24 protein-coding genes are annotated in these 23,529 nt (G+C 67.7%); 12 read left to right on the top strand and 12 right to left on the bottom strand.

Translation table 11 applies throughout. The features are described from left to right. Positions 1–51 precede the first annotated feature (51 nt). On the top strand, positions 52–1,164 hold the full coding sequence (locus CGR01S_RS05320; RefSeq protein WP_042423250.1) for a saccharopine dehydrogenase family protein: 1,113 nt from the start codon (positions 52–54) through the stop codon (positions 1,162–1,164). Between the two features lie 36 nt (positions 1,165–1,200). Here the strand turns inward: CGR01S_RS05320 and CGR01S_RS05315 are convergent, their stop codons facing one another. The 3 genes from CGR01S_RS05315 to CGR01S_RS05305 all read right to left on the bottom strand — a co-directional run bounded on the left by CGR01S_RS05315 (position 1,201) and on the right by CGR01S_RS05305 (position 4,590). Further along, positions 1,201–1,893, bottom strand: coding sequence for a DUF3334 family protein (locus tag CGR01S_RS05315; protein ID WP_042423247.1), 693 nt, complete (start codon positions 1,891–1,893; stop codon positions 1,201–1,203). A 115-nt stretch (positions 1,894–2,008) separates the two neighbouring features. Next, on the bottom strand, positions 2,009–3,859 hold the full coding sequence (locus CGR01S_RS05310) for an AMP-dependent synthetase/ligase (protein WP_042423523.1): 1,851 nt from the start codon (positions 3,857–3,859) through the stop codon (positions 2,009–2,011). A gap of 95 nt (positions 3,860–3,954) precedes the next feature. Continuing rightward, a complete protein-coding gene (locus CGR01S_RS05305; RefSeq protein WP_042423243.1) occupies positions 3,955–4,590 on the bottom strand; it encodes a GntR family transcriptional regulator in 636 nt (211 codons plus the stop codon). Between the two features lie 119 nt (positions 4,591–4,709). On the opposite strand from CGR01S_RS05305, the gene scpA reads away from it, so the two are divergent. The 7 genes from scpA to bioB all read left to right on the top strand — a co-directional run bounded on the left by scpA (position 4,710) and on the right by bioB (position 14,214). Then, positions 4,710–6,881 carry a methylmalonyl-CoA mutase gene (gene scpA, locus CGR01S_RS05300; RefSeq protein ID WP_042423239.1) on the top strand — a complete coding sequence of 724 codons (2,172 nt, stop codon included), beginning with the start codon at positions 4,710–4,712 and terminating at the stop codon, positions 6,879–6,881. Continuing rightward, positions 6,878–7,885: a methylmalonyl Co-A mutase-associated GTPase MeaB gene (meaB, locus tag CGR01S_RS05295; RefSeq protein WP_042423236.1), complete on the top strand. Its 1,008-nt coding sequence runs from the start codon at positions 6,878–6,880 to the stop codon at positions 7,883–7,885. The genes scpA and meaB overlap by 4 nt, the downstream gene beginning before the upstream one ends. Before the next feature lie 55 nt (positions 7,886–7,940). Further along, a complete protein-coding gene (locus tag CGR01S_RS05290) occupies positions 7,941–9,473 on the top strand; it encodes an acyl-CoA carboxylase subunit beta (RefSeq protein WP_042423233.1) in 1,533 nt (510 codons plus the stop codon). Between the two features lie 38 nt (positions 9,474–9,511). Continuing rightward, on the top strand, positions 9,512–10,132 hold the full coding sequence (locus CGR01S_RS05285; RefSeq protein WP_042423521.1) for a glutathione S-transferase family protein: 621 nt from the start codon (positions 9,512–9,514) through the stop codon (positions 10,130–10,132). 40 nt (positions 10,133–10,172) lie between these two features. Then, positions 10,173–12,221: an acetyl-CoA carboxylase biotin carboxylase subunit gene (locus tag CGR01S_RS05280; protein WP_042423230.1), complete on the top strand. Its 2,049-nt coding sequence runs from the start codon at positions 10,173–10,175 to the stop codon at positions 12,219–12,221. Between the two features lie 57 nt (positions 12,222–12,278). Next, positions 12,279–12,740, top strand: a complete 462-nt coding sequence (locus CGR01S_RS05275) for a VOC family protein (protein ID WP_042423227.1) — start codon at positions 12,279–12,281, stop codon at positions 12,738–12,740. Positions 12,741–13,140: 400 nt separating this feature from the next. Then, on the top strand, positions 13,141–14,214 hold the full coding sequence (bioB, locus tag CGR01S_RS05270) for a biotin synthase BioB (protein WP_084690564.1): 1,074 nt from the start codon (positions 13,141–13,143) through the stop codon (positions 14,212–14,214). Between the two features lie 72 nt (positions 14,215–14,286). Here the strand turns inward: bioB and CGR01S_RS05265 are convergent, their stop codons facing one another. The 4 genes from CGR01S_RS05265 to CGR01S_RS05250 all read right to left on the bottom strand — a co-directional run bounded on the left by CGR01S_RS05265 (position 14,287) and on the right by CGR01S_RS05250 (position 15,551). Further along, positions 14,287–14,478 (bottom strand): YgaP family membrane protein, encoded by a 192-nt coding sequence (locus CGR01S_RS05265; RefSeq protein WP_042423224.1) that lies wholly within the window; start codon positions 14,476–14,478, stop codon positions 14,287–14,289. A 77-nt stretch (positions 14,479–14,555) separates the two neighbouring features. Beyond that, entirely contained in the window at positions 14,556–15,002 is a 447-nt protein-coding gene (locus CGR01S_RS05260) for an OsmC family protein (protein WP_042423221.1), read from the bottom strand. Positions 15,003–15,020: 18 nt separating this feature from the next. Beyond that, the gene (locus CGR01S_RS05255) at positions 15,021–15,323 is read right to left on the bottom strand and encodes a rhodanese-like domain-containing protein (RefSeq protein WP_042423218.1); all 303 of its coding nucleotides are present in this window, start codon (positions 15,321–15,323) and stop codon (positions 15,021–15,023) included. Between the two features lie 18 nt (positions 15,324–15,341). After that, on the bottom strand, positions 15,342–15,551 hold the full coding sequence (locus CGR01S_RS05250; RefSeq protein WP_042423215.1) for a YgaP family membrane protein: 210 nt from the start codon (positions 15,549–15,551) through the stop codon (positions 15,342–15,344). Positions 15,552–15,696: 145 nt separating this feature from the next. Between CGR01S_RS05250 and CGR01S_RS05245 the strand changes: the two genes are divergently transcribed. The 4 genes from CGR01S_RS05245 (at position 15,697) to gloA (ending at position 18,233) form a co-directional block, all read left to right on the top strand. After that, positions 15,697–16,035, top strand: a complete 339-nt coding sequence (locus tag CGR01S_RS05245) for an ArsR/SmtB family transcription factor (protein ID WP_042423212.1) — start codon at positions 15,697–15,699, stop codon at positions 16,033–16,035. 145 nt (positions 16,036–16,180) lie between these two features. Then, positions 16,181–16,765, top strand: coding sequence for a VC1465 family Xer recombination activation factor (locus CGR01S_RS16370; protein ID WP_084690563.1), 585 nt, complete (start codon positions 16,181–16,183; stop codon positions 16,763–16,765). A gap of 443 nt (positions 16,766–17,208) precedes the next feature. Continuing rightward, positions 17,209–17,463, top strand: a complete 255-nt coding sequence (locus CGR01S_RS16610; protein ID WP_156967501.1) for a hypothetical protein — start codon at positions 17,209–17,211, stop codon at positions 17,461–17,463. 356 nt (positions 17,464–17,819) lie between these two features. Continuing rightward, the gene (gene gloA, locus CGR01S_RS05235; protein ID WP_042423210.1) at positions 17,820–18,233 is read left to right on the top strand and encodes a lactoylglutathione lyase; all 414 of its coding nucleotides are present in this window, start codon (positions 17,820–17,822) and stop codon (positions 18,231–18,233) included. On the opposite strand, the gene CGR01S_RS05230 is transcribed toward gloA, so the two are convergent. From CGR01S_RS05230 to CGR01S_RS05210, 5 genes are all read right to left on the bottom strand, one after another. Next, positions 18,234–19,463, bottom strand: a complete 1,230-nt coding sequence (locus tag CGR01S_RS05230; protein WP_156967500.1) for a choice-of-anchor X domain-containing protein — start codon at positions 19,461–19,463, stop codon at positions 18,234–18,236. Positions 19,464–19,487: 24 nt separating this feature from the next. Then, positions 19,488–20,399: a hypothetical protein gene (locus tag CGR01S_RS05225; RefSeq protein WP_156967499.1), complete on the bottom strand. Its 912-nt coding sequence runs from the start codon at positions 20,397–20,399 to the stop codon at positions 19,488–19,490. A 223-nt stretch (positions 20,400–20,622) separates the two neighbouring features. Next, positions 20,623–21,846 (bottom strand): GGDEF domain-containing protein, encoded by a 1,224-nt coding sequence (locus tag CGR01S_RS05220; protein WP_052382501.1) that lies wholly within the window; start codon positions 21,844–21,846, stop codon positions 20,623–20,625. Beyond that, positions 21,843–22,544 carry a hypothetical protein gene (locus CGR01S_RS05215; RefSeq protein ID WP_245616753.1) on the bottom strand — a complete coding sequence of 234 codons (702 nt, stop codon included), beginning with the start codon at positions 22,542–22,544 and terminating at the stop codon, positions 21,843–21,845. The genes CGR01S_RS05220 and CGR01S_RS05215 overlap by 4 nt, the downstream gene beginning before the upstream one ends. After that, entirely contained in the window at positions 22,541–23,524 is a 984-nt protein-coding gene (locus CGR01S_RS05210) for an MlaD family protein (protein ID WP_042423204.1), read from the bottom strand. Before CGR01S_RS05210 ends, CGR01S_RS05215 begins: the two co-directional genes overlap by 4 nt. Positions 23,525–23,529 lie beyond the last annotated feature (5 nt).

Raw genomic sequence — 23,529 nt, 5'->3', positions numbered from 1 at the left:
CATGCAAGGGTGCTGCCCGACAGCCCCATCCAAGAACCGAGGAGACCTGCCATGACCACCCCCCGCCGTTCCATCACCATCCTGGGCGCCGGCCACATCGGCTTTGCCATGGCGCTGCTGCTTTCGCGCAGCGGCGACTACGACGTGCTCGTTGCCGACCGCGACCCGCTGCGCCTCCAGGCCGTGGCCGCGCTGGGCGTCGCCACCTGCACCGCGGGCGACGACGCAGCGCTGGCGCGCGCCATCGCCGGGCGCTACGCCGTGCTCAACGCGCTGCCCTTCCACTGCGCCGTGGGCGTGGCCACGCAGTGCGCCCGCGCCGGGGTGCACTATTTCGACCTGACCGAGGACGTGCAAAGCACCCAGGCGATCCGCGCGCTGGCGCGCGATGCGCGCAGCGTGCTCATGCCCCAGTGCGGGCTGGCGCCGGGCTTCATCGGCATCGTGGGGCACGACCTGGCGCGGCGCTTTGACGAGCTGCACCGGCTGCACATGCGTGTGGGCGCGCTGCCGCGCTACCCGCAGGGCGCGCTGCGCTACAACCTGACCTGGAGCACGGAAGGCCTGATCAACGAGTACTGCAACCCCTGCGAGGCCATCGTGGACGGGGTGAAGACCACCGTGGCCGCGCTCGATGGGCTGGAGACCTTTGCGCTGGACGGTGTGGAGTACGAGGCCTTCAACACCTCGGGCGGCCTGGGCACGCTGACCGAGACCCTGGCAGGCCGCGCGCGCCAGGTGGACTACAAGTCCATCCGCTACCCCGGCCACTGCGCCATCCTCAAGCTCCTGCTCAACGACCTGCGCCTGCGCGACCGGCGCGATCTGCTCAAGGAGATTTTCGAGGCCGCCATTCCCACCACCGAGCAGGACGTGATCGTCGTCTTCGCCAGCAGCACGGGCCTGCAGGGCGGCCGGCTGGTGCAGGAGTCGCACTCGGCGCGCATCCTGGGTTGCGAGGTGCAAGGCCACCGCCTGAGCGCCATCCAGCGCACCACGGCCGCCGGCATTTGCGCCGCCCTGGACCTGGTGGCCCAGGGGGCCCTGCCGCAGCAGGGCTTTGTGGGGCAGGAGCAGGTGCGGCTCGCGGACTTCCTGGCCAACCGCTTCGGCGCCGTGTACGCCACGCAGCCCGAGGCGCGCGCCGAAGCCTGTGCCGCCTGAGCCGCTGGGCGCTGCTGGGCGCTGCGGGCGGGCGCCCTACATGCCCAGGGATTTGAGCAGGTCGTCGGTGTCGCTGGAGGCCGACGCGGCGGCTTCGGCCCGGGGCGCTGCCCCCTGGGCGTGCGCCTGGGCGATCAGGGCGTCGGGGTCCGGCGCCTCCTGCGGCGCGAAGTCGTAGAGCTGGATGAACTCCGTGCGGTCGATCGCCATCTCCAGGTAGAACAGGTGGTTGGCCGCGGTGTAGAAGGTCACGCGCCGCGCCTCGGGCTGGTCGAGGTTGGCGTCCACGCTCAGCAGCACCTGCTTGTTCAGCGCCATCATCTTGGGCTGGCTCTGGGTGATGTGGGTTTGCAGCTCGCGGTGCACCTTGCTGGTGAAGTCGCCCAGCACCTGGTTCATCAGCTCGCCCATGACGTTGCCCACCTCGTCGGCGGTGAACGAGCCCGCCAGGTCTTCGCGCGCCATGCCCATGTGCAGCATGTACTTGGAATACAGCTCCATGGCCGCCTGGGCCGAGAAGTTGATGATGACCAGGCCCGAGAACCCGCCATCGAAGAGCACGAAGCAGCCGATGTCGGGCTTGAGGCAGGTGCGCGTGATGCGCTGCACCATGCCCGAGTAGCGGATGTCGCTCTGCGTGGCCTTGTTCAGCACCCGGGTGACCGAGTTGCACAGGCTGGTGAGGATGTCTTCGATGCCGTACACGACGGGCTTGTCGGTGGTTTTCATGCGGGTGCGTTCGATGGCTGACCTGCCCATAGCATAGGGCAGGCGCAGGTATCCGGCCAGATGTTTCCGCTTGTTTCCGCCGCCTTGCGGTCCGCGCGCCACGGCCGCAGCTGGTTCAGCGGCCTGTGGCTCGCTGGTACAGGGCCTCGATGGGGGCGGCGTAGCGCGCCATGAGGTTGCTGCGCTTGAGCTTGAGCGTGGGGGTCATGAGCCCGTTCTCTATGGTCCAGGGCTCCTGCACCAGGTGCACGGCGCGCGGCACGGCGTAGCGCGCAAAGCCTGCCGTGTGGCGGGCGATGCGTGCCAGCGCCTCCTGGCGCGCGGCCGGGTGGTCGAGGCTGGCCGGGTCCTTGGGGTCCAGCCCCAGGTGGCGCGCCACGCGCTGCCATTCCTCGGGGTGCACCACCGCCACGCAGGCGATGAAGGGCAGGTTCTCGCCCACCACGAAGGCCTGCTCGAACAGCGGGTCGGCGGTTACAGCCAGCTCCAGGTCGGCCGGCGGCACCTTCTCGCCGGCGGAGGTGACGATGATTTCCTTGATGCGACCCCGAATATGGATGCGCCCGTCGATGATCTCGGCCTGGTCGCCCGTGCCCAGCCAGCCCTCGGGCGAGAGGGTGCGCGCCGTGTCCTCGGGCCGCTTCCAGTAGCCCTGCATCACGATGGGGCCGCGCACCTGCAGCTCGCGGTTGTCGCCGATGCGCACCTCCACGCCCGGCAGCGCCCGGCCCACGCTGGCGGGGTGGTTGTCGTCCAGCGCATTGACGGACACCACGGGCGAGGTCTCCGTCATGCCGTAGCCCTGCAGCACCGGCAGCCCCAGCCCCAGGAAGCAGCGCGCGATGCTCGCCGACAGCGGCGCGCCGCCGCTCACGGCCACGCGCACGCGCCCGCCGAACTGCGCCAGCAGCGGGCGCGCCACCAGGCGCTGCAGCAGCGGCCAGGGCAGGGCGGCCCAGGCCCCCGCGGCTTGGGCATCCTGCGGCCTGGGGGCGGGCAGGCCCTGCGCCGCGCAAAAGCGCCGCCAGCCCACGGCCACGGCGGCCTCGAACAGGCGGGTGCGCAGGCGTGAGGGGGCCAGCGACTCCAGCACCTTGGCGTGCACGCGCTCGTAGATGCGCGGCACCGAGATCAGTACCGTGGGGCGCACGCTGCGCAGGTCCTCGGACAACAGCGCCACCGAGCGGGCGTAGGCCACGCAGCAGCCCGCGGCCAGGGGCAGGTAGTAGCCCGCGGTGCGCTCGAAGGTGTGCGACAGCGGCAGAAAAGAGAGGAACACGTCTTCGGGCGTGGGGGTGATGCGCTGCAGCACGGCCTGGACGTCGGAGACCACGTTGCGGTGCGTCAGCATCACGCCCTTGGGTTTGCCCGTGGTGCCCGAGGTGTAGACGATGGCGGCCAGGTCGTCGGCCGTGGGCGGCGTGGCCGGCGCGGCTGCGCCGTCGGCATGCGCCAGCCAGTCCGCCAGCGCCCAGCAGGGCACCCCGGCGGGCGCGCGGCTGCGGGCAGGGCCGGCCTGCGCGGGCTGGGTGAGCAGCACGCCGCGCAGATGGGGCAGGGCGGTGCCCACGGCCTGGATGCGCTCCCATTGCTCCGCGGTCTCCAGCACCAGCAGCGCGGCCTCGCAATCGGCCAGGATGTAGGCGATGCTGCCCGGGTTGTCGATGGCGTGCAGCGGCACGGGCACATGGCCGCAGGCCAGCGTGGCCTGGTCCATGCTCATGGCGTCGAGCCCGTTGGGCAGCAGGATGGCGATGCGCGCGCCGCGCGGCAGCTCCATGGCGGCCAGGGCACTGCGCCAGCGCTCCACGCGCTCGGCCGTCTGCGCCCAGTTCAGGCTGCGCCAGGTCTGGCTGGCGGGGTCGAAGGCGCGGTAGGCCTCGCCGGCGGGGGTGTGTGCAGCGCGCAGGGCCAGCAGTTCGGGCAGGGTCTGCACTGCTGCCAGGCTGGAAGGGGCAGAGATCATGGTGGCGGGCTCCGGAGTGATGCGCGCCGAGGGGGTGCACATCAGGGAAAACCCTGAAATCATAGCGCCGCAGGCCCGCGGCAGCGCCGCGCCGCTCAGGTGGCGGCTTCCAGCCCCTGGCGGAAGTGCTCCTGCATGGCCAGGCGCGTGGCCTGGGCATCGCGCGCGTGCAGCGCCTGCATCAGGCGGCGGTGCTCGGCCAGCGAGTCGACGATGCGCCCCTGCTTGAGCAGGGAGTGGTGGCGGTTGAGCTTCATGACCTTGCGCAGGTCCGTCACCATCTGGCTGCGCCAGCGGTTGTCGGCCAGCTCCAGCAGGCGCATGTGGAAGCGCTCGTTGATGGCAAAGAAGCGGTCGCGCTCGCCAGCGGCGGCTTCGAGTTCCTCGTGCAGCGCCTGCAGGGACTGCAAATCCGCGTCGCTGCCCTGGGCCGCGACCACGGCGGCGGCGTCGCTCTCGAGCAGGCTGAGCAGGTGGTAGACGTCGCGCAAGTCCTTTTCCGACATCTCCGTGACGTAGGCGCCGCGGCGCACCTTCATGGTGACCAGGCCTTCGGCGGCGAGCACCTTGAGCGCCTCGCGCAGGGGCGTGCGGCTGATGCCCAGTTCCTCGGCGATCTTGAGCTCGTCAATCCAACTGCCCGGCTCGAGCTCGCGCCGGAAGATGCGCTGGCGCAGCAGCTCGGCCACGTCTTCGTACAGGGCGCGGGGGGTGAGGGTGACGGCAGACATGGAGTGATTGTAAGCTGCAGAGAATATTTTGAATGAATAATTATGAATGATGTAAACTTGCGGTAACAACAGGGATTGCCCTGCCACCGTCCCCCGCATCCCCCCGGAGAATCCCCGACATGAGCGACCAGCACCCCTCCACCGAGCCCTTGTTCGCGCCCGCCACCTTGGCAGACTGGGCCAAGGCCGCCGCCAAATCGGCCCCGGGCGGCGACGTGAGCGCCCTGAACTGGCGCACGCCCGACGGCATCACCGTCAAGCCGCTGTACACGGCCGAAGACACGCAGGGCCTGCCCTACGCCAACACGCTGCCGGGCTTCGAGCCCTACCTGCGCGGCCCGCAGGCCACCATGTACGCCGTGCGCCCCTGGACCATCCGCCAGTACGCCGGTTTTTCCACGGCCGAAGAGTCCAACGCCTTCTACCGCAAGGCCCTGGCCGCGGGCGGGCAGGGCGTGTCGGTGGCCTTTGACCTGGCCACGCACCGCGGCTATGACAGCGACCATCCGCGCGTGACGGGCGACGTGGGCAAGGCCGGCGTGGCCATCGACAGCGTGGAGGACATGAAGATCCTGTTCGACGGCATTCCGCTGGACAAGGTGTCGGTCTCCATGACCATGAACGGCGCCGTGCTGCCGGTGCTCGCGGGCTACGTGGTGGCGGCCGAGGAGCAGGGCGTGCCGCAGGACAAGCTGTCCGGGACCATCCAGAACGACATCCTCAAGGAGTTCATGGTCCGCAACACCTACATCTACCCGCCCAAGCCGTCGATGCGCATCATCGGCGACATCATCGAGTACACGAGCCAGAACATGCCCAGGTTCAACTCGATTTCGATCTCGGGCTACCACATGCAGGAGGCGGGTGCCAACCAGGCCCTGGAATTGGCCTTCACCCTGGCCGACGGCAAGGAATACGTGAAGACCGCCATTGCCAAGGGCATGGACGTGGACGATTTCGCCGGCCGCCTGTCCTTCTTCTGGGCGATCGGCATGAACTTCTACCTGGAAATCGCCAAGATGCGCGCCGCGCGCCTCTTGTGGTGCCGCATCATGAAGGGCTTCCACGCCAAGAACCCCAAGAGCCTGATGCTGCGCACGCACTGCCAGACCTCCGGCTGGTCGCTGACCGAGCAGGACCCGTACAACAACGTGGTGCGCACCACCATCGAGGCCATGGCGGCGGTGTTCGGCGGCACGCAGTCGCTGCACACCAATGCGCTGGATGAAGCCATTGCGCTGCCCACGGAGTTCAGCGCCCGCATTGCGCGCAACACCCAGCTCATCATCCAGGAGGAGACCCACATCACCAACGTGATCGACCCCTGGGCCGGCTCCTACATGATGGAAAAGCTCACCCAGGACATGGCGGATGCCGCCTGGAAGATCATCGAGGAAGTCGAGGCCATGGGCGGCATGACGGCGGCCGTGGACAGCGGCTGGGCCAAGCTCAAGATCGAGGCCGCCGCCGCCGAGAAGCAGGCGCGCATCGACTCGGGGCGCGAAGTCATCGTCGGCGTGAACAAGTACAAGCTCGCCAAGGAAGACCCGGTGGACATCCTGGAGGTGGACAACGTCAAGGTGCGCGAGAACCAGATCGCGCGCCTGGGCGCCATCAAGGCAAAACGCGACCAAAGCGCCGTGGAGCAAGCGCTGGCTGCTCTTACTTTCGCAGCAGAATCCGGCCAGGGCAACCTGCTCGACCTGTCGATCCGCGCGATCCGCCTGCGCGCCACGGTGGGCGAGGTGTCCGACGCGCTGGAAAAAGTCTTTGGGCGCCACCGCGCCGATACGCAAAAGGTGACCGGTGTGTACGCTGCCGCTTACGACTCGGCCGAAGGCTGGGAAAAACTCAAGTCCGAGATCGAGGCCTTCGCCGCCCAGCAGGGCCGCCGCCCGCGCGTGATGATCGCCAAGCTCGGCCAGGACGGCCACGACCGCGGCGCCAAGGTCGTCTCCACCGCCTTTGCCGACCTGGGCTTCGACGTGGACATCGGCCCGCTGTTCCAGACCCCCGAGGAATGCGCGCGCCAGGCCATAGAGAACGACGTACACGCCGTGGGCGTCTCCACCCTGGCGGCGGGCCACAAGACGCTGGTGCCGGCCATCATCGAGGCGCTCAAGGCGCAGGGCGCGGACGACATCATCGTCTTCGTGGGCGGCGTGATCCCGCAGCAGGACTACGAATACCTCTACAACGCAGGCGTCAAGGGCATTTACGGCCCCGGCACGCCGATACCGGCCAGCGCCAAGGATGTGCTGGAGCAGATCAAGAAGGCTGTGGCCCAGTGATCCCGGCGCAGTGGCTGCAAGGCATCCTGCAGGGCGCGCCCGCAGCGCGGCGCCGCGCCATGGCCAAGGCCATCACCCTGCTGGAGTCGACCCGCGCCGACCACCGCGCGCAGGCCGATGCGCTGCTGACCGCCTTGCTGCCCCACACCGGCAAGGCCCTGCGCCTGGGCATCAGCGGCGTGCCCGGCGTGGGCAAGAGCACCTTCATCGAGGCGCTGGGCCTGTACCTGGTGGGGCAGGGGCTCAAGGTGGCGGTGCTGGCCATAGACCCATCCTCCTCCGTCTCGGGCGGCTCCATCCTGGGCGACAAGACGCGCATGGAGCAGCTCTCCATGCACGAGCGCGCCTACATCCGCCCCAGCCCCAGCGGCGGCACGCTGGGCGGCGTGGCGGAGAAGACGCGCGAGAGCCTGCTCGTCTGCGAGGCGGCGGGCTACGACGTGGTCATCGTCGAGACCGTGGGCGTGGGCCAGAGCGAGACGGCCGTGCACGGCATGACCGACATGTTCTGCGTGCTGCAACTGCCCAATGCGGGCGACGACCTGCAGGCCATCAAGAAGGGCGTGATGGAGCTGGCCGACCTGGTGGTCATCAACAAGGCCGACATCGACCCGGCCGCCGCCACGCGCGCGCAGGCGCAAATCACCTCCAGCCTGCGCCTGCTGGGCCTGCACGGCAACCCCGAGCACAACCCGCACGACGCGCGCCAATGGCATCCGCGCGTGCTGCAGATCAGCGCGCTGCAGCACCAGGGCATGGACGCCTTCTGGGAGGCGGTGTGCGAGTTCCGCCGCCTGCAGACCGCCAACGGCCGCCTGGCCGCGCGGCGCGAACGCCAGGCCCTGGCCTGGATGTGGGAGCGCATCGACTACGGCCTCAAGCAGGCTTTTCGCCAGCACCCGGCGGTGCGGGCGCTGCTGCCGCAGATGCAAAGCGACGTGGCCGCGGGCCGCATCGCCGCCAGCACTGCAGCAAGAAATTTGCTTGCAGCCCAATCTGGGTAAGCGCTAGAAGCTCTCAAATACATAGCAAAAACGATTCACACCAAGGACGATAGCCATGCAAACCATCCTCGACCAACTGGAGAAAAAGCGCGAACTCGCGCGCCTGGGCGGTGGCCAGAAGCGCATCGACGCGCAGCACAAGAAAGGCAAGCTGACGGCGCGCGAGCGCATCGAGCTGCTGCTCGACGAAGGCACCTTTGAAGAGTGGGACATGTTCGTGGAGCACCGCTGCACCGACTTCGGCATGGCCGGCAACAAGATCCCGGGCGACGGCGTGGTCACCGGCTACGGCATGATCAACGGCCGCCTGGTGTTCGTCTTCAGCCAGGACTTCACGGTGTTCGGCGGCGCGCTCTCCGAGGCGCACGCCGAGAAGATCTGCAAGATCATGGACCAGGCGATGAAGGTCGGCGCCCCCGTGATCGGCCTCAACGACTCGGGCGGCGCGCGCATCCAGGAGGGCGTGGCCTCGCTCGGCGGCTATGCCGACGTGTTCCAGAAGAACGTGCTGGCTTCGGGCGTGATCCCGCAGATCAGCATGATCATGGGCCCCTGCGCGGGCGGCGCGGTGTACTCGCCCGCCATGACGGACTTCATCTTCATGGTCAAGGACTCGAGCTACATGTTCGTGACCGGCCCCGAGGTGGTCAAGACCGTGACGCACGAGGAAGTGACGGCCGAGGAGCTGGGCGGCGCCATCACCCACACCACCAAGAGCGGCGTGGCCGACATGGCCTTCGAGAACGACGTGGAGGCGCTGCTCATGCTGCGCCGCCTGTACAACTACCTGCCGCTCAACAACCGCGAAAAGCCGCCCGTGCGCCCCAGCAAGGACCCGGCCGACCGCATGGACCTGAGCCTGGACACCCTGGTGCCCGACAACCCCAACAAGCCCTATGACATGAAGGAGCTGATCGTCAAGACCGTGGACGACGGCGACTTCTTCGAGCTGCAGCCCGACTACGCCAAGAACATCCTCATCGGTTTTGCACGCATGGAGGGCCAGACCGTGGGCATCGTGGCCAACCAGCCGCTGGTGCTGGCCGGCTGCCTGGACATCAAGAGCTCCATCAAGGCGGCGCGCTTCGTGCGCTTCTGCGATGCGTTCAACATCCCCGTGGTCACCTTCGTGGACGTGCCCGGCTTCATGCCCGGCACCAGCCAGGAGTACGGCGGCATCATCAAGCACGGCGCCAAGCTGCTGTTCGCCTACGCCGAATGCACGGTGCCCAAGATCACCGTCATCACGCGCAAGGCCTATGGCGGCGCCTACGACGTGATGAGCTCCAAGCACCTGCGCGGCGACGTCAACTTCGCCTGGCCCAACGCCGAGATCGCCGTCATGGGCGCCAAGGGCGCGGTGGAGATCATCTTCCGCGAGGACAAGAACGACCCCGTCAAGCTCGCCGCGCGCGAGGCCGAGTACAAGGAGCGCTTTGCCAACCCCTTCGTGGCCGGCGCGCGCGGCTTCATCGACGACGTGATCCTGCCGCACGAGACGCGCAGGCGCATCTGCCGCTCGCTGGTCATGCTGCGCGAGAAAAAGCTGGAGAACCCCTGGCGCAAGCACGGCAACATTCCGCTGTGATGGGGTCCACCCACGGGTACTGAGAAAGGAGCATGGCCATGTCCATCACTTTGTACTACCACCCCTATTCCCGCGCCGCGGGAACGCTGTGGGCGCTGGAGGAGGCGGGCGTGGCCTACACGCTCAAGGTGCTCGACCTCCTGCAGGGCGAGCAAAAGGGCCCCGAGCTGCTGGCCCTCAATCCCATGGGCAAGCTGCCCACGCTGGTCGATGGCGAGGTCGTCGTCACCGAGGCCGCCGCCATCGCGCTCTACCTGGCCGATCGCTACGCCCCGGCTCGCCTGGCGCCTGCGCTGGACGACCCGCGGCGCGGCGCCTACCTGCGCTGGTCCTTCTTCGCGCCCGGCGTGATCGAGCCCGCCGTGATGGCCAAGGCCGGCCACTGGGAGGTGCGCGAGGTCTCCGCCGGCTGGGGCAACCACGCCTCGATGCTGGCCGCGGCGCACAGCGCCATTGCCGGCAGGAGTTTCGTGCTGGGCGAGGCGTTTTCCATGGCCGACGTGGTGTTCGGCGGCACGCTGCGCTACATGCTGGAATTCAAGCTGCTCGAACCCACGCCCGACTTCCAGGCCTATGTCGACCGCCTGAATGCACGGCCGGCCTACCAGCGCGCCATGGCACGCAACCTTGCCATGCGCAAGGAACTGGGATTGCAGTGAGCCCGACCCGGTCCATTGCGCACAAGACAACGGAGAAAAAATGTTTACCAAAATTCTGATCGCCAACCGCGGCGAGATCGCCTGCCGAGTGATTGCCACGGCGCGCAAGATGGGCATTGCCACCGTCGCCGTCTATTCCGACGCCGACAAGGAGGCGCGCCACGTGAAGCTGGCCGACGAGGCCGTGCACATCGGCGCGGCGCCCAGCCGCGAGTCCTACCTGCTGGCCGACAAGATCATCGCCGCCGCCAAGCAGACCGGCGCGCAGGCCATCCACCCCGGCTACGGCTTCTTGAGCGAGAACGAGGCCTTTGCCCAGCGCTGCGAGGACGAGGGCATTGCCTTCATCGGCCCCAAGGCGCATTCCATCGCGGCCATGGGCGACAAGATCGCCTCCAAGAAGCTCGCCAATGAGGCCCAGGTCAACACCATCCCCGGCTACAACGACGCCATCTCCGGCCCCGAGCAGGCCGTGGAGATTGCCAAGGGCATCGGCTACCCCGTGATGATCAAGGCCAGCGCCGGCGGCGGCGGCAAGGGCCTGCGCGTGGCCTACAACGACAAGGAAGCGTTCGAGGGCTTTGCCAGTTGCCAGAACGAGGCACGCAACAGCTTCGGCGACGACCGCATCTTCATCGAAAAGTTCGTGCAGGAGCCGCGCCACATCGAGATCCAGATCCTGGGCGACAGCCACGGCAACGTGATCTACCTGAACGAGCGCGAGTGCTCCATCCAGCGCCGCCACCAGAAGGTGATCGAGGAGGCGCCGTCGCCCTTCATCAGCGACGCCACGCGCAAGGCCATGGGCGAGCAGGCCGTGGCGCTGGCCAAGGCCGTGAAGTACCAGAGCGCGGGCACGGTGGAGTTCGTGGTCGGCAAGGACCAGGACTTCTACTTCCTGGAGATGAACACCCGCCTGCAGGTGGAGCACCCGGTGACGGAATGCATCACCGGCCTGGACCTGGTGGAGCTGATGATCCGCGTCGCCGCGGGCGAGAAGCTGCCGCTCACGCAAGCCGACGTCAAGCGCGACGGCTGGGCCATCGAGTGCCGCATCAACGCCGAAGACCCGTTCCGCAACTTCCTGCCGTCCACGGGCCGGCTGGTGCGCTTCCAGCCGCCGGAAGAGAGCATGTTCCAGTCCGACACCAGCAAGAAGCTGGGCGTGCGCGTGGACACGGGCGTGTACGAGGGGGGCGAGATCCCCATGTACTACGACTCCATGATCGCCAAGCTCATCGTGCACGGCCAGGACCGCAACGACGCCATTGCCAAGATGCGCGCCGCGCTCAACGGCTTCCTGATCCGCGGCATCAACAGCAACATCCCGTTCCAGGCGGCGCTGCTGGCGCACCCCAAATTCGTCTCGGGCCAGTTCAACACCGGCTTCATCGCCGAGCACTACGGCCAGGGCTTCCGCGCCGAGGATGTGCCGCACGACGACCCCGACTTCCTCGTGGCCCTGGCCGCGTTCATGTACCGCCGCTACCGGGCGCGCGCCTCGGGCATCAGCGGCCAGCTCGCCGGGCATGAGGTCAAGGAAGGCGAACAGTTCGTGGTCGTCACCCTGGGCGCCGAGGGCCACAACCAGTACCACGAGGTCTCGGTCACCGACTTCGAGAACCAGTCGGGCTCCAGCACCGTGCAAATCCACGGCAAGAACTACCGCATCAGCAGCAGCGCGCACCTGGGCAGCATCCGCGTGCAGGGCTCCTGCAACGGCCAGGGCTTCACGGCCCAGGTCGAGCGCGGCACGGCCAAGAACCCGCTGGCGCTGCGCATCGCGCACAACGGCACGCAGATCGAGGCCATCGTCCTCACGCCGCAGCGCGCCGCGCTCTACCAGCTCATGCCCTACAAAGCGCCGCCGGACCTCTCGCGCTTCCTGCTCTCGCCCATGCCCGGCCTGCTGGTGGACGTGGCGGTGCAGCCGGGCCAGAAGGTGCAGGCGGGCGAGAAGCTCGCCGTGATCGAGGCCATGAAGATGGAGAACATCCTCTTTGCCGCGCAGGACGGCGTGGTCAGCCGCATCGTCGCCGCCAAGGGCGACTCCCTGGCCGTGGACGAAGTCATCCTGGAATTTGAGTGAAATGGGCCTCCAGCGCTTGTGGAGCAATCGCTGGCAGCTATCAACGTAGGAGCAAAAATGAACCGGCCCTTCAAAGTCCTGGGTGTGCAACAGGTGGCCATAGGCGGCACCGACAAGGCACGCATGAAACGCCTGTGGGTGGACATGCTCGGCCTCACGCAGACCGGCAGCTTCCAGAGCGAGCGCGAGAACGTCGACGAGGACATCCTGGCCCTGGGCCAGGGTGCGCACAAGGTCGAGGTGGACATCATGCAGCCGCTCGACATCGACAAGAAACCCGCCGTGCACACCACGCCGCTCAACCACATCGGCCTGTGGATCGACGACCTGGCCGCCGCCGTCGAATGGCTCACCGCCCAGGGCGTGCGCTTTGCGCCCGGCGGCATCCGCAAGGGCGCAGCGGGCTACGACATCTGCTTTCTGCACCCCAAGAGCAACGAGGAATTCCCCATTGCCGGAGAAGGCGTGCTGATCGAGCTGGTGCAGGCGCCGCCCGAGGTGATCGCCGCGCTGGGCTGAGCCGGCGGCGCCAAGCGCCCGGCAGGGCGCTCCGCAGCGTCGATTGCACCGGCGCCCGCATGCCGGCACTGCGATCCGGCGCGCCCATGCGGGGCCGCGTTGCCAGCAGATTGCGCATTTGCCCGCCTTTGGGGCCGGGAAAGCGGTCTGTTGCGGCAAAGGCCGCCAAGTGCCAGGCAAAACACTGCATCCGCGCGTATTTTTACCTGCAGATGCCGGTTTTTGAACTGGCTATGAATTGGCGCAAAATGTGAGTCGCAAGACGGGATGCGGCGCATTTTTGTGAGGCAGAATCTTCAGAGAGCGTTCTGTGCCACGCAGCATTGCGTGGCGCAATTTGTTACCTGAATGCCTGCCGGGGCCCCGCCCGGGCGGGCGCCCACTCCATGGAGGTTTTTGCATGACCCAGGCCCTTGGCACCCACCCGGTGCATGTGCATGTCCCGCCCCCCGCGCCGCCCGCGCCTGCGCCGCAGCGCTGGTCCGTGGCGGCCGTCCAGGCCTTGCTGGAGCGCCCCTTGCTCGACCTGGTCTTCGAGGCCCAGACCGTGCACCGCCAGCACTGGCCGGACGGCGACATCGAGCTGGCCACGCTCTTGTCCGTCAAGACCGGCGGCTGCCCCGAAAACTGCGGCTACTGCCCGCAGTCCGCCGAGTTCGACACCGGCGTCAAAGCCCAAAAAATGCTGGAGGTGGACGAGGTGCTGCAGGCCGCGCAGGCTGCCAAGCAGGCGGGCGCCACGCGCTTTTGCATGGGCGCTGCCTGGCGCGCACCCAAGGACCGCGACATCGAGAAGGTGGCGGGCCTGATCTCCGCCGTCAAAGGCCTGGGCCTGGAGACCTGCGCCACCCTGGGCATGCTGCAGCCCGAGCAGGCCCAGGCGCTCAAGGCGGCCGGGCTGGACTACTACAACCACAACCTGGACACCGCCCCCGAGTACTACCGGGACGTGGTCAGCACACGCCACTACCAGGAGCGGCTCGACACCTTGCAGCATGTGCGCGACGCCGGCCTGCGCGTGTGCTGCGGCGGCATCGTGGGCATGGGCGAAGCGCCGGTGCACCGCGCCGGGCTGATCGCGCAGTTGGCCAATCTCGACCCCTACCCGGACTCGGTGCCCATCAACCAACTGGTGCGCGTGCCCGGCACGCCGCTGGCCGACAGCGCGCCCATAGACCCGCTGGACTTCGTGCGCATGATTGCCGTGGCCCGCATCACCATGCCCAAGGCGCGCGTGCGCCTCTCGGCCGGGCGCGAGCAACTGGGCGAGGCCGTGCAGGCGCTGTGCTTCCTGGCGGGGGCCAATTCCATTTTCTACGGTGACAAACTGCTGGTCACCGGCAATCCCGACGCCGGGGCCGACCTGCAATTGCTGCGCAAGCTGGGCCTGCGCAGCCGCCAGACGCAGGAAGAGGGCGCCGCCCCCGCGCCCAGCGCGGTGCAAGGCTGCGGCGGTGGCTGCCAGTGCGGGTAGGCGATTGCTATAAAAACAATAGCTTCCAGCGCCCGTGAAAAGGGCGCTGGAAGCTATTTTTGCTTTACATGCCTATTTTTTCATTGGGCAGGTATTGATGCCCAGCAGCGTGTAGGCGGGGCAGAAGCCGAACAGCCCGGTGGCCAGCGGCACCACGCCGATCCAGCCCCATACCCCCACCGTGCCCGTGGCCGCGAGGCCTACCAGCACCAGACCGACGACGATGCGCAGCACGCGATCGATGGAACCTACGTTGAATTTCATGGTGACTCCTTTGCCCTAGGGCGTGGCGGCCGTCCCCGCGGGGAGCGGACCGGGGTGGTAAAGCGGGTGTGCCGTGCCTACTTGAGGCGCTGGCCCGTGCTGTCGTAAACCTGCAGTTCGATGGGTATGCCCTGGCCCACGCTCTGCGTCACGGTGCAGTAGGCCTCGAAGGTCTCGAGCACACGGTCCAGGTGCTCCAGGGCGGCTGCGGGCACCCCGAGGTGCAGCGCCGCCGTCATCTTGAGGACCCGCAGGCGCTTTTGCTCGTTGCGGCCAACCTCGGCCTCCACGCTGCACTGCAGGGGCTCGGGGGCCTGCTTGAACTTGCGCAGTGCAAACAGCAGCGAATCCGACAGGCAATTGCCCACGGCCGCGGCCAGCAACTGCACGGGCGAGGGCCCCTGGCCGGTGCCCAGCGGTGCCGGCTCGTCAGCGAGCAGCACCGGAATGCCGGGCCCGAAATCCACATCGAAGCTGTAGTCCTGCCGCTGCCGCAGGGTGATGCGCTCATTGCTCTCGCTCATGCCAATCCTTTCAAGGGTTCATCGGACGTTGCGGCAAATGGTACGCCCAGTCTGCAGGGCCACCATGCCCACCGAGCCGCCATTGCGCGCCCGGGCATAACCCATCTGCTGCAGCCATTGCACCGCCATCTGGGAGCGCGCGCCCGAGAGGCAGTAGAGCAGCAGCTCGGCCGAGCGGTCCGGCAGCAGGGCAGGGGCGTCGTCCAGCAGGCGCTCCAGCGGCAAATGCACCGCGCCATCCACATGGCCCGACTGGTATTCCCCCAGCGAGCGCACATCGACCAGGGTGGGTGTGCCCGGAGCGCTGGCAGTGTTGTCCATGGCGTGCCTGCTCCGTGTTCAGCAACCGGGCTGGATGCCCAGCTTGCGCAGAATGTTCTCCAGCATGCACCATTTGGTCAGGCCGCTTTGCAGCAGGTTGGCCCCGACGAATGCGGTGAAGGCCAGAAACCACTGGCTCACGAACAGCGGGCTGCCCGGAATGCCCAGGGCCAGCGACAGCAGAATAAAGGTGCCCGCCAGCAGGCGGACGACTTGCCAAGAGGTCATGTGTTTCTCCTTTGTACGGGGTGCAAAGCCATTGATTGATGAATTATTTAGCCAAACAGCTAATTAGTCAAATGATGTATCATCAAGACCCGTTCCAGCCACCGGAAGTGTTGGTGCCCCAGCGCTTCATTGCCCTGCGACTGCCATGAAAAACCTCCCGCCCGAAGCGCTGCAACAGGTAGCCTCTTACTTTCAGACCCTGGCCGAGCCCACGCGGCTGCGCATCCTCAACTACCTGCGCGACGGCGAGCACAACGTGGGCGAGCTGGCCCAGCTGTGCGGCTACACCGCCGCCAACATCTCCCGCCATCTGTCGCTGATGACCCAGCAGGGCCTGGTCAAGCGCGAAAGCCGGGGCACCAGCGTGTACTACAGCATCGCCGACGAATCGGTCTACGCCCTGTGCGACCTGGTGTGCGGCAACATCGTGCGCCAGTACGAGCGCACCGCACGCAGCCAGCAGGCCATCTTTTCCCAGGAATGAGCGCAAGGGGATGCATCCACGTCGCTGGCGCCATCTGCGCATCAGTTATTTAACATAATATACATCGTATCTAGTTAAAAGGAGCGGCAAGCTGCGCCGCCATGACCCGGAAACCCGCGCCCAGCTTGCGTTTCGGTTCCGGGCCATGTACCGCAACCTGGGCCTCGATCTGCCCGGCTGCGCGAAGCTTCTTCACGTGACTGAACGGACTTTGCATAACTGGCAGTCCGGCAAGCACGACATCCCGTACTCGGCCTATCGGCTTCTGCGCCTGCTCAACCGCATGGAGCTGCCTGGCGAGGCCTGGGCTGGCTGGTGCTTTCACGGTGGCAAACTGTGGACCCCTGAGGGCCGCTCGATCGCCGGAACGGACAGTTCCTGGTGGTCGCTGCTGGTACGTCGCGCCGCAATGTTCGATGAACTCTACGGGCGCCGTGGCGCTCGGACAGCCGCTGGGACGCAAGCGGAGCGCGGCCCTGCGGCAGGCCGAGCGCCTAGTGCTCTAGACGTGTCGATGAATGCGCGCTACAGTGCCGCTGCGCCTGCCTCCACGGCCTTGTATTCGGCGCAGCAACTCCCCTCAAATTCGCCCGTTTTCTCCGCGCCCCGGCTTCGTCAGGCGGGCGTGGTAGCACCGCCTGACAGTCCCGGATTCGGGAAAAACCACGGCAGCACGGGGGACGGCAAAGCCAATGCTGGCGCGGGCTACCGGGCGATTCGGGAGGCTTGAGCAATGGTTAAAACTGTTGCACCTCTCGTATCGCACCCGGTGAGCTACCTGGCCAAGCAGCTCGGCGTGTCTCGTCAGCGGGCTTCCAGGCTGCTCAACGATGGCCGCATCCTGGGTGCCATCAAGGGGCCGGATGGCCGTTGGAGCGTGCCTGTGCTGCCCGACATCTCGCCTGGTCAACGTGGTCCAGGTTCACGCCCTTCTACTGCCCGCTTCTATGAACGTCGGCCTGTCATCCCCATGCCGGGGAAAAGGGGTGCGTGATGCTGCGGGCCTTCGCTCTCTCGCTTCCGCTGCTGGCCGCCTGGCTGGCTTGCCAGGGCTCGACCGCCCTGCCTTCGATCTGCGGGCCGCCTGGGCCAGATGGCGCAAATAAATCGGGGCGCTTCGCTGTCACTAGCAGCTGGCGCCCCTGACCAAAACCAGTTAACAAGGAACTGAAAATGGCTGATTCGAATTCTCTCACTCCGCTTGATCTTGCACGGCAAGCGGTCACACAAGCTGAAGCGGCGTATGAGTTGGCGCTCGAGCTTCAAACCTTGCTGGATGCCCTGTCTGGTGCCAAAGACGACTCCGCACCGGCTTCTCCCCTGATCTTTCCCTTGCAGCGCATGGCCAACCGGGCTTGCCTTGCGGCGGATGTGGCCCATGTCGCTGCCTTGCGCGTGCGCGATGGCCTTGGGGAGGTGGTGCGATGAGCCGCTTCACCGATGACCTCTACCGCAGCTGGCTCGCCCGCAACGGCAGCTATGTCCCCCGTCGCTCCCCAAATCGGGGTATGGGGGGTGTGCCCCCCATGGGGACCAGGACGCCTGCGCCCGCGCTCGGACGTTCGCGTGGCGCTCCCGCTGCAAACGATGATGCGTATTCGCGCCCTGTCAAACAGGACGTTGATTATGTGGACAACATTATCGAAAACCCCTCGCCCTCTTTTTTTAAGAGCGAATGAAGATTATTATCTGGAGGCGGAAAGATAATGACCTATACATCGCATCTAGTCAATGTGCCTGTGCGCGCCACACGCCCGGAGCTCACTGCGGGCACAATACGGCGCATGAGAATCCTGCACACCATGCTGCGCGTGGGCAACCTCCAGCGCTCCATCGACTTCTACACCCAGGTGCTGGGCATGCAATTGCTGCGCACCTCGGACAATCCCGAGTACAAGTACTCGCTGGCCTTTCTCGGTTTCGACGGCGGCAACCCTGGTCAGGCCGAGATCGAGCTGACCTACAACTGGGGCGTGGAGAGCTACGACCTGGGCAGTGCCTACGGGCACATCGCCATCGGTGTTCCCGATGCCTATGCTGCCTGTGAGCGCATCCGCACCGCTGGCGGTGCCATCACCCGCGAGCCGGGCCCCGTCAAGGGCGGCAGCACCGTCATCGCCTTTGTGACGGACCCGGACGGCTACAAGATCGAGCTCATCCAGCGCAACGACGCCAGCCAGGGCACCGGGCTGCGCTGATCAGCGCGGCAGGAGTTCTTCCACCTGGCGGCGCGCCTCGTCCGCGTCGCGCGCGTATTCGGCCAGGTAGCGTTCGCGCTCTTCACTGCTCCACTCGTCGCTGGAAAACCGTTCGGTGGAATAGCGGGCGCTCTGGTGCACCACGCCGCTCCAGCGTGGCATGAGCGCACGGTCCGGAAAACGGTCCGGGTACAGGATGAAGCCCTCCACATCGCGCAGGCGCAGCGGAAACGCGGGCGCCTTGTCCCGGATCAGGGCGCCAAAAACCTGCAGGCGCATCTCCTGCTCGCCGGGGGGCAGTTCCTGGTTGAATTGCACCAGCGCAAAAGGCTGTCCCTGGGCATCGTCGACCCGGCCGCTGACCACGTAGCGGCCCGGGGCGTTCACCTGCGCCTTCAGGTAGAAATTCAGCGAACCGCCTTCAACCGCCTCGCGCACGCCCAGCCAGGTGGCAGGCACGCCCGGTGCATAGATGACATCGAAGTGCACCACGCCCTGCAAGCCCTTGACCGCCACCTGTGCCAGCACCCGGATGGTGCCGTCGTAGTGCGCAAAACCCTGCTGGGCAGGCGCCAGCAGCGCCGTGTGGATGCCGTCACCGGCTTGCGGGTCGCCGCCCGTGCCGTTGTCCGCAAATGCCAGGTTGGTGGCAATCACCGGCACGGGGGTGCGCGTATCGGCGATCGATTGCGCCGCGGCCGAGCGCACGATCAGGGCGGTGCGCTGGCCCTGCTCGTCCAGGGCTTCGATGGAGAAGCGCACGGTATCGGCCGCGCTGAGGAAGACGCGGTCCTGCGTGGTGCGCAGCCGTATGCCCTGTATGGCCTCACCGCGGGCATCGCGCAGGGTTTTCTCTTCCGTGATGGGATCGAACGGATGGATCTGGTCCGGGTGCTCGCTCAAGGGCCGTGACTCATGCGGATAGCGGGTGGCGTCGCGGTAGCTGGCATATACCTGCTCGGCCCGCTCGTAGCGGGCCTGCCAGAGGCGCAGCTTCTCCGCCTGCGCGCGCAGCCCCTGGGCGCTCAGAGGGGCGCGGCCGGGGCCGGGGGACGCGGCCTCGGCGGCCTGCTCCGGTGCCTCGTGGGAGGCCGCGCCGGCAATTGGTGCGCCAGCCGCGGCGGACTCACCCGCACGGGCGCCGGAGGGATCGAGCGCGCCCGTCCACCACACCATGGCAGCCACGCCCACAGCGGCGGCGGCCGCCGCCATCCATGCCCCAGGCCTCACGCCGATTCCTGCAGGGGCAAGCCGTTACCGGGCATTGGCGGCCATGTCGGCCCGGACTTTGGAGACCACCCCGCCCCAGTTGCCATTGGTGTAATGGTTGAAGGCTTCTTTGTCGTCGCGGAACTGCACGCTGTGGTAGCTCCATTTGGTGCGCCCGCCTTCATTGGCGGCCGTGCCCAGGGTCAGGTCGTTGCACAGCCAGTCCGAAGGGTTGCAAAAGCCCGCCCCGCCACTGCCCGAGACGCCGCCGGCCGAGTGGTAGGCCACGGCTTCATCGTCCTGGCCGGGAAGAATGCCGGAATACAGGGTGCCCTTGGCGCCCGCGTACATGTAGAACCATTTGGCGCGCGTCTGGTTGTGGTCGTACATCGCACGCGCCGTGGTGGTCTTGAGGTCGGAGGTCAAGGGGTCGGATACCGCCCAGCTGCCCACGTCCGCCAGCTCGCTGCCGCCCCCTGCCCCGGCGGCCACGTCCACCCATTTGATGTTCCAGCCGGTCTGGGTGCTGCCATCGGTATTGCCGCACACGCCCGCGGAATTGGGCGTTGCGTTCTTCTTGTAGCGCGCCGTGCCGCCGTACAGAGACAGGGCGTAGCCAATCTGCAGGTTGCCCGCGCTGTGCGCCGCCACATAGCACCAGTTGGTGCCGGTGCAGTAGCAATCGAGCGCGTCGCGGATGCGGAAGTTCTGGTCGGCAATGCGGTTGTAGCCATCCCAGTTGACGGATTTCTTGTTCACGCCGGCATCGGCGGTCGCAGGCCCCCAGTACGTGAAATCGGCGTGGTTGCCGGGCTTGCCGCCGCCGGTGCGCCCATTGATCCACAAGGAATAATTCGTGGCATACACACCGGTGGCCAGCGCGCCCAGCAGGGCCAGGGCCGCTGCCGCCCAGCGGGGGCCGGCTTTTGCGTGAAGAATCGAACGGACAGCGCGCATCAAAATCCCCTCTCTTCGTTGGCTGGTATTGGAATACGGCTGCGCCAGAACGGCGCGCCCATGGCGTGGGCACAAAAAACGAACGACCGTGCCATTCGCAGTATCCGGGGCCGTCTCTCTTCCCGCCACTGGAGGAAACCCTGTCAGCGCACCGGTGCACAGGTCCGCCCGAGCGACCGCCGGAGGCGGCCGCCCTGCTCTGCCATGGCCCGCGCCGGGCGTGTCAGGACTGCTGTGTGCACGCCGCCGGAGCGAACAGGTGCACGCGGTCGCGGCCCTGCGCCTTGGCCTGGTACAGGGCCATGTCCGCCTGGCGCAGGGCCTCGTCCAGGCCACAGTCGCGTTCCGGGAGCAGGCTGGCCAGGCCGATGCTGATGCTGACGCAGGAAGACGTGGGCGACGCTGCGTGCGGCAGTGCCCGGTGCGACACGGCGGCGCGCACCTTCTCGGCCAGCGCCTGCGCCTGGCAGGCGTCCACCCCGTACCAGACGACGATGAACTCCTCTCCCCCGTAGCGCGCGCACACGTCCAGCGGACGGCGTGCGTGGTGGGCGATGACTTGCGCCACCGCGCGCAGGCTCTCGTCGCCGGCGGCGTGGCCGTAGTGGTCGTTGTAGCGCTTGAAGTGGTCCACATCCATCATGGCCACGGCCAGGTGCTGGCGCTCGCGCACGGCATGGCGCCAGATGTGCTGCGCGCGGTCGCTGAATGCCCGGCGGTTGAGCAGGCCGGTGATGAAGTCCCTGTCCGCGCGCTGCTGCAACTGCAGGAAGGCAACGAAATTCTGGCGCGTGGCCTGTTCGAGGAAGTGGGCGCCGAAGCTGCCGATGACGTTGGCGGTTCCGAGAAAAAAGGCGTTGTACAGCAGCACATCGCCGGGCAGGCCCATGTGCAGCTCCATGGCCACATAGGCCACAAAGGTCAGCCAGCCGCACACCGCGGCGGGCACGCAGCGCAGGCCGGTCAGAAAGTACGAGAAGAACGTCCCCAGGATGATGCCCTCGTACGGCAAGGCGAAGGTGTGGGCCCGTGCCACCCAGATGATGCCCACGATACCCAGCCCGCACACCAGGGCGGCAGCGCCCACGATCCATTGCAGGTAGGCATGCACCCGGGGAACCCGTGAGGCCATCCAGGTCAGGGCCAGGGCCGGCACGATCACCCCGAGGCGCAGGCCCAGCACGCCCTCGCGCACCCCGGGCGGCAGGCTGGCCGCGTCCAGCACGGCAAACAGCACGAACAGCACCAGCGCCACCGCCACCGAGCGGCGCATGCGCGACAGGAACTGCTGCTGGTGGTAGTGGCGGAAATCGGTCTCCAGCGCGCGGTCGGCAAAGCGCAGCCGCAGCCAGCCGGCCCGCTGCGGCGGGACGTAGGCGTACGCGCTGGCGTCGGCGCGTGCGCCCGGCAGGGGTGGATGCGGCGGCGGGTCTTGCCGGGCCTTCACGGGTGTCCCCCCTGCTCCACGACATCCATGCGGCGGCGCACGCGCGCGGCCTGCTCTGCCGCGCCGCCCTGCTCTGCCAGCCGCAGTTGCACCCCCAGCCAGGCCAGCAGGGGGCGACGCCAGCCCTGGCGCGAGGCGGTATCCACGGCTATCTGCGCCAGATGCGGGGTGAGCTGCCCGCGGCGCAGCAGCACGCCCGCGGCCACCAGTTGCGCCAGCGGGTCCTCCAGGGCGGCCACCTGGGCATCCGCCTGTCCGGGAGCGGCGCGGGCCACGGCCTGCTGCGCGGGCGGCAGCAGCGCCACCGCCCCGGCGCCCAGCGGCTGCCCTGCCAGATAGGCGGCATAGGCCTTTTCGGGCGCCGCGGCGTCGGCCCGCAGCGCCTCGAAGCGGCTGCAGGCCTCGGGTACCACGCTGGCGGCCTGGGCGGCGCAGTGCAGCAGTTCGAGCCGCGCCATGAGGCCGGGATCGCCGGTGCGGGCCACCTGTTCCCGGGCGCGGCTCCACTCCTGCCGGGCCACGCGCTCGGAGCCATCGAGGTAGGCCTGCACCGCGCGCTGCGCCGCACCATGGGCCTGGGTTTGCCAGTCCGGCACAGCAGGCCGGCTGGCACAGGCGGCGAGCAGCGCGCAGCCCGCCAGCCCGGCAGCGCGTGCCAGGCGCCGGCCCCATGCCGTGGCGGGCGGGTCGTGTCTCATGGCAGTCGCAGCTCCGTATCGCTGGCAAACGGCCACTTGCGCTGGATGTCGCCCACCAACTGGTCGATCTTGCGCAGGTTGGCCTCCACCTCGGCGCGCAGGGCGCCCAGGTCGGCCGTGCCCTCGCGCACATTCGCGCCCACGGCCTGGGCTTCGGCCAGCACGGCATCGACCTTTTTGAGACTGGCGCGCGTGTCGCCCAGCAGGCTGCCGAGCTGCGCCACGGTGGCCTGCATTTCGGGCAGCAGGCCTGTGGCGCCGAACACCTGGGTGTCGGCCTTGGCGGCCAGGCCGTCCAGGCGGGCCAGCACGGCATTGGCGCGCTCGAGGGCGAGCACGATCTTGCGGGCATCCTGCGCGTTGCCCATGAGCACCTGCAGCGCGCCGCCCGGGCCGTTGAGGCGCTCGGTGAGCTGGCGCACCTGCCCCAGGCTGGAGGCCAGGGCCGCGTCCTGGGCCGTCAAGGCCTGGAGGTTGGCCAGCAGTTCGCGTGCCGTGGCCATGAGCTGCGGGATCTCGGCCGTGGCATCACCGCGCAGCACCGGCCGCACGGCGCCATCGGGCAGCGCCGGGTCGTCGAGCACGCCGGAGTAGGCGCGGATGGCCGTACCGCCCACGATGCCGCGCACGAGTGTGAACACGCTGGAGACGCGCAGCCAGTGCGCATCCTTGCGCGCCACGTCGATGACAATGCGCGCATTGCCCTCGTCGGCCAGCTCGATGCGCCGCACCCGCCCGATGGGGAAGCCGGAAAACGTCATGTCCATGCCGACCACCACGCCCTCGGAGTCGTCGGCCACGAGCACCAGGGTCTGGGTGGGCTCGAAGGCGCCGCGCGCATACAGCAGGTACAGGGCCGAGCCCACGATCAGCGCCAGCGTGAACAGCAGCAGCGCCGCGGCCTTGAGTTCCAGGTGCGCCACGGGCCGCAGCAGGGCGGCATCGGTGTCGGGCGCCGGGGTGTCGGAGCGGTTCGTCATCGCCG

Source organism: Comamonas granuli NBRC 101663, assembly GCF_000739995.1.
GTDB lineage: Bacteria > Pseudomonadota > Gammaproteobacteria > Burkholderiales > Burkholderiaceae_C > Simplicispira > Simplicispira granuli.
Note: the sequence above shows the minus strand (reverse complement) of the source record. Positions and strands in the feature narration are given on the sequence as shown.

Coding starts and splice junctions, on each gene's coding strand:
- CGR01S_RS05320 (WP_042423250.1), top strand. CDS start 52: ATGACCACCCCCCGCCGTTCCATCACCATCCTGGGCGCCGGCCACATC.
- CGR01S_RS05315 (WP_042423247.1), bottom strand. CDS start 1,893: ATGAAAACCACCGACAAGCCCGTCGTGTACGGCATCGAAGACATCCTC.
- CGR01S_RS05310 (WP_042423523.1), bottom strand. CDS start 3,859: ATGATCTCTGCCCCTTCCAGCCTGGCAGCAGTGCAGACCCTGCCCGAA.
- CGR01S_RS05305 (WP_042423243.1), bottom strand. CDS start 4,590: ATGTCTGCCGTCACCCTCACCCCCCGCGCCCTGTACGAAGACGTGGCC.
- scpA (WP_042423239.1), top strand. CDS start 4,710: ATGAGCGACCAGCACCCCTCCACCGAGCCCTTGTTCGCGCCCGCCACC.
- CGR01S_RS05290 (WP_042423233.1), top strand. CDS start 7,941: ATGCAAACCATCCTCGACCAACTGGAGAAAAAGCGCGAACTCGCGCGC.
- CGR01S_RS05285 (WP_042423521.1), top strand. CDS start 9,512: ATGTCCATCACTTTGTACTACCACCCCTATTCCCGCGCCGCGGGAACG.
- CGR01S_RS05280 (WP_042423230.1), top strand. CDS start 10,173: ATGTTTACCAAAATTCTGATCGCCAACCGCGGCGAGATCGCCTGCCGA.
- CGR01S_RS05275 (WP_042423227.1), top strand. CDS start 12,279: ATGAACCGGCCCTTCAAAGTCCTGGGTGTGCAACAGGTGGCCATAGGC.
- bioB (WP_084690564.1), top strand. CDS start 13,141: ATGACCCAGGCCCTTGGCACCCACCCGGTGCATGTGCATGTCCCGCCC.
- CGR01S_RS05265 (WP_042423224.1), bottom strand. CDS start 14,478: ATGAAATTCAACGTAGGTTCCATCGATCGCGTGCTGCGCATCGTCGTC.
- CGR01S_RS05260 (WP_042423221.1), bottom strand. CDS start 15,002: ATGAGCGAGAGCAATGAGCGCATCACCCTGCGGCAGCGGCAGGACTAC.
- CGR01S_RS05255 (WP_042423218.1), bottom strand. CDS start 15,323: ATGGACAACACTGCCAGCGCTCCGGGCACACCCACCCTGGTCGATGTG.
- CGR01S_RS05250 (WP_042423215.1), bottom strand. CDS start 15,551: ATGACCTCTTGGCAAGTCGTCCGCCTGCTGGCGGGCACCTTTATTCTG.
- CGR01S_RS05245 (WP_042423212.1), top strand. CDS start 15,697: ATGAAAAACCTCCCGCCCGAAGCGCTGCAACAGGTAGCCTCTTACTTT.
- CGR01S_RS16370 (WP_084690563.1), top strand. CDS start 16,181: ATGTACCGCAACCTGGGCCTCGATCTGCCCGGCTGCGCGAAGCTTCTT.
- CGR01S_RS16610 (WP_156967501.1), top strand. CDS start 17,209: ATGGCTGATTCGAATTCTCTCACTCCGCTTGATCTTGCACGGCAAGCG.
- gloA (WP_042423210.1), top strand. CDS start 17,820: ATGAGAATCCTGCACACCATGCTGCGCGTGGGCAACCTCCAGCGCTCC.
- CGR01S_RS05225 (WP_156967499.1), bottom strand. CDS start 20,399: ATGCGCGCTGTCCGTTCGATTCTTCACGCAAAAGCCGGCCCCCGCTGG.
- CGR01S_RS05215 (WP_245616753.1), bottom strand. CDS start 22,544: ATGAGACACGACCCGCCCGCCACGGCATGGGGCCGGCGCCTGGCACGC.
- CGR01S_RS05210 (WP_042423204.1), bottom strand. CDS start 23,524: ATGACGAACCGCTCCGACACCCCGGCGCCCGACACCGATGCCGCCCTG.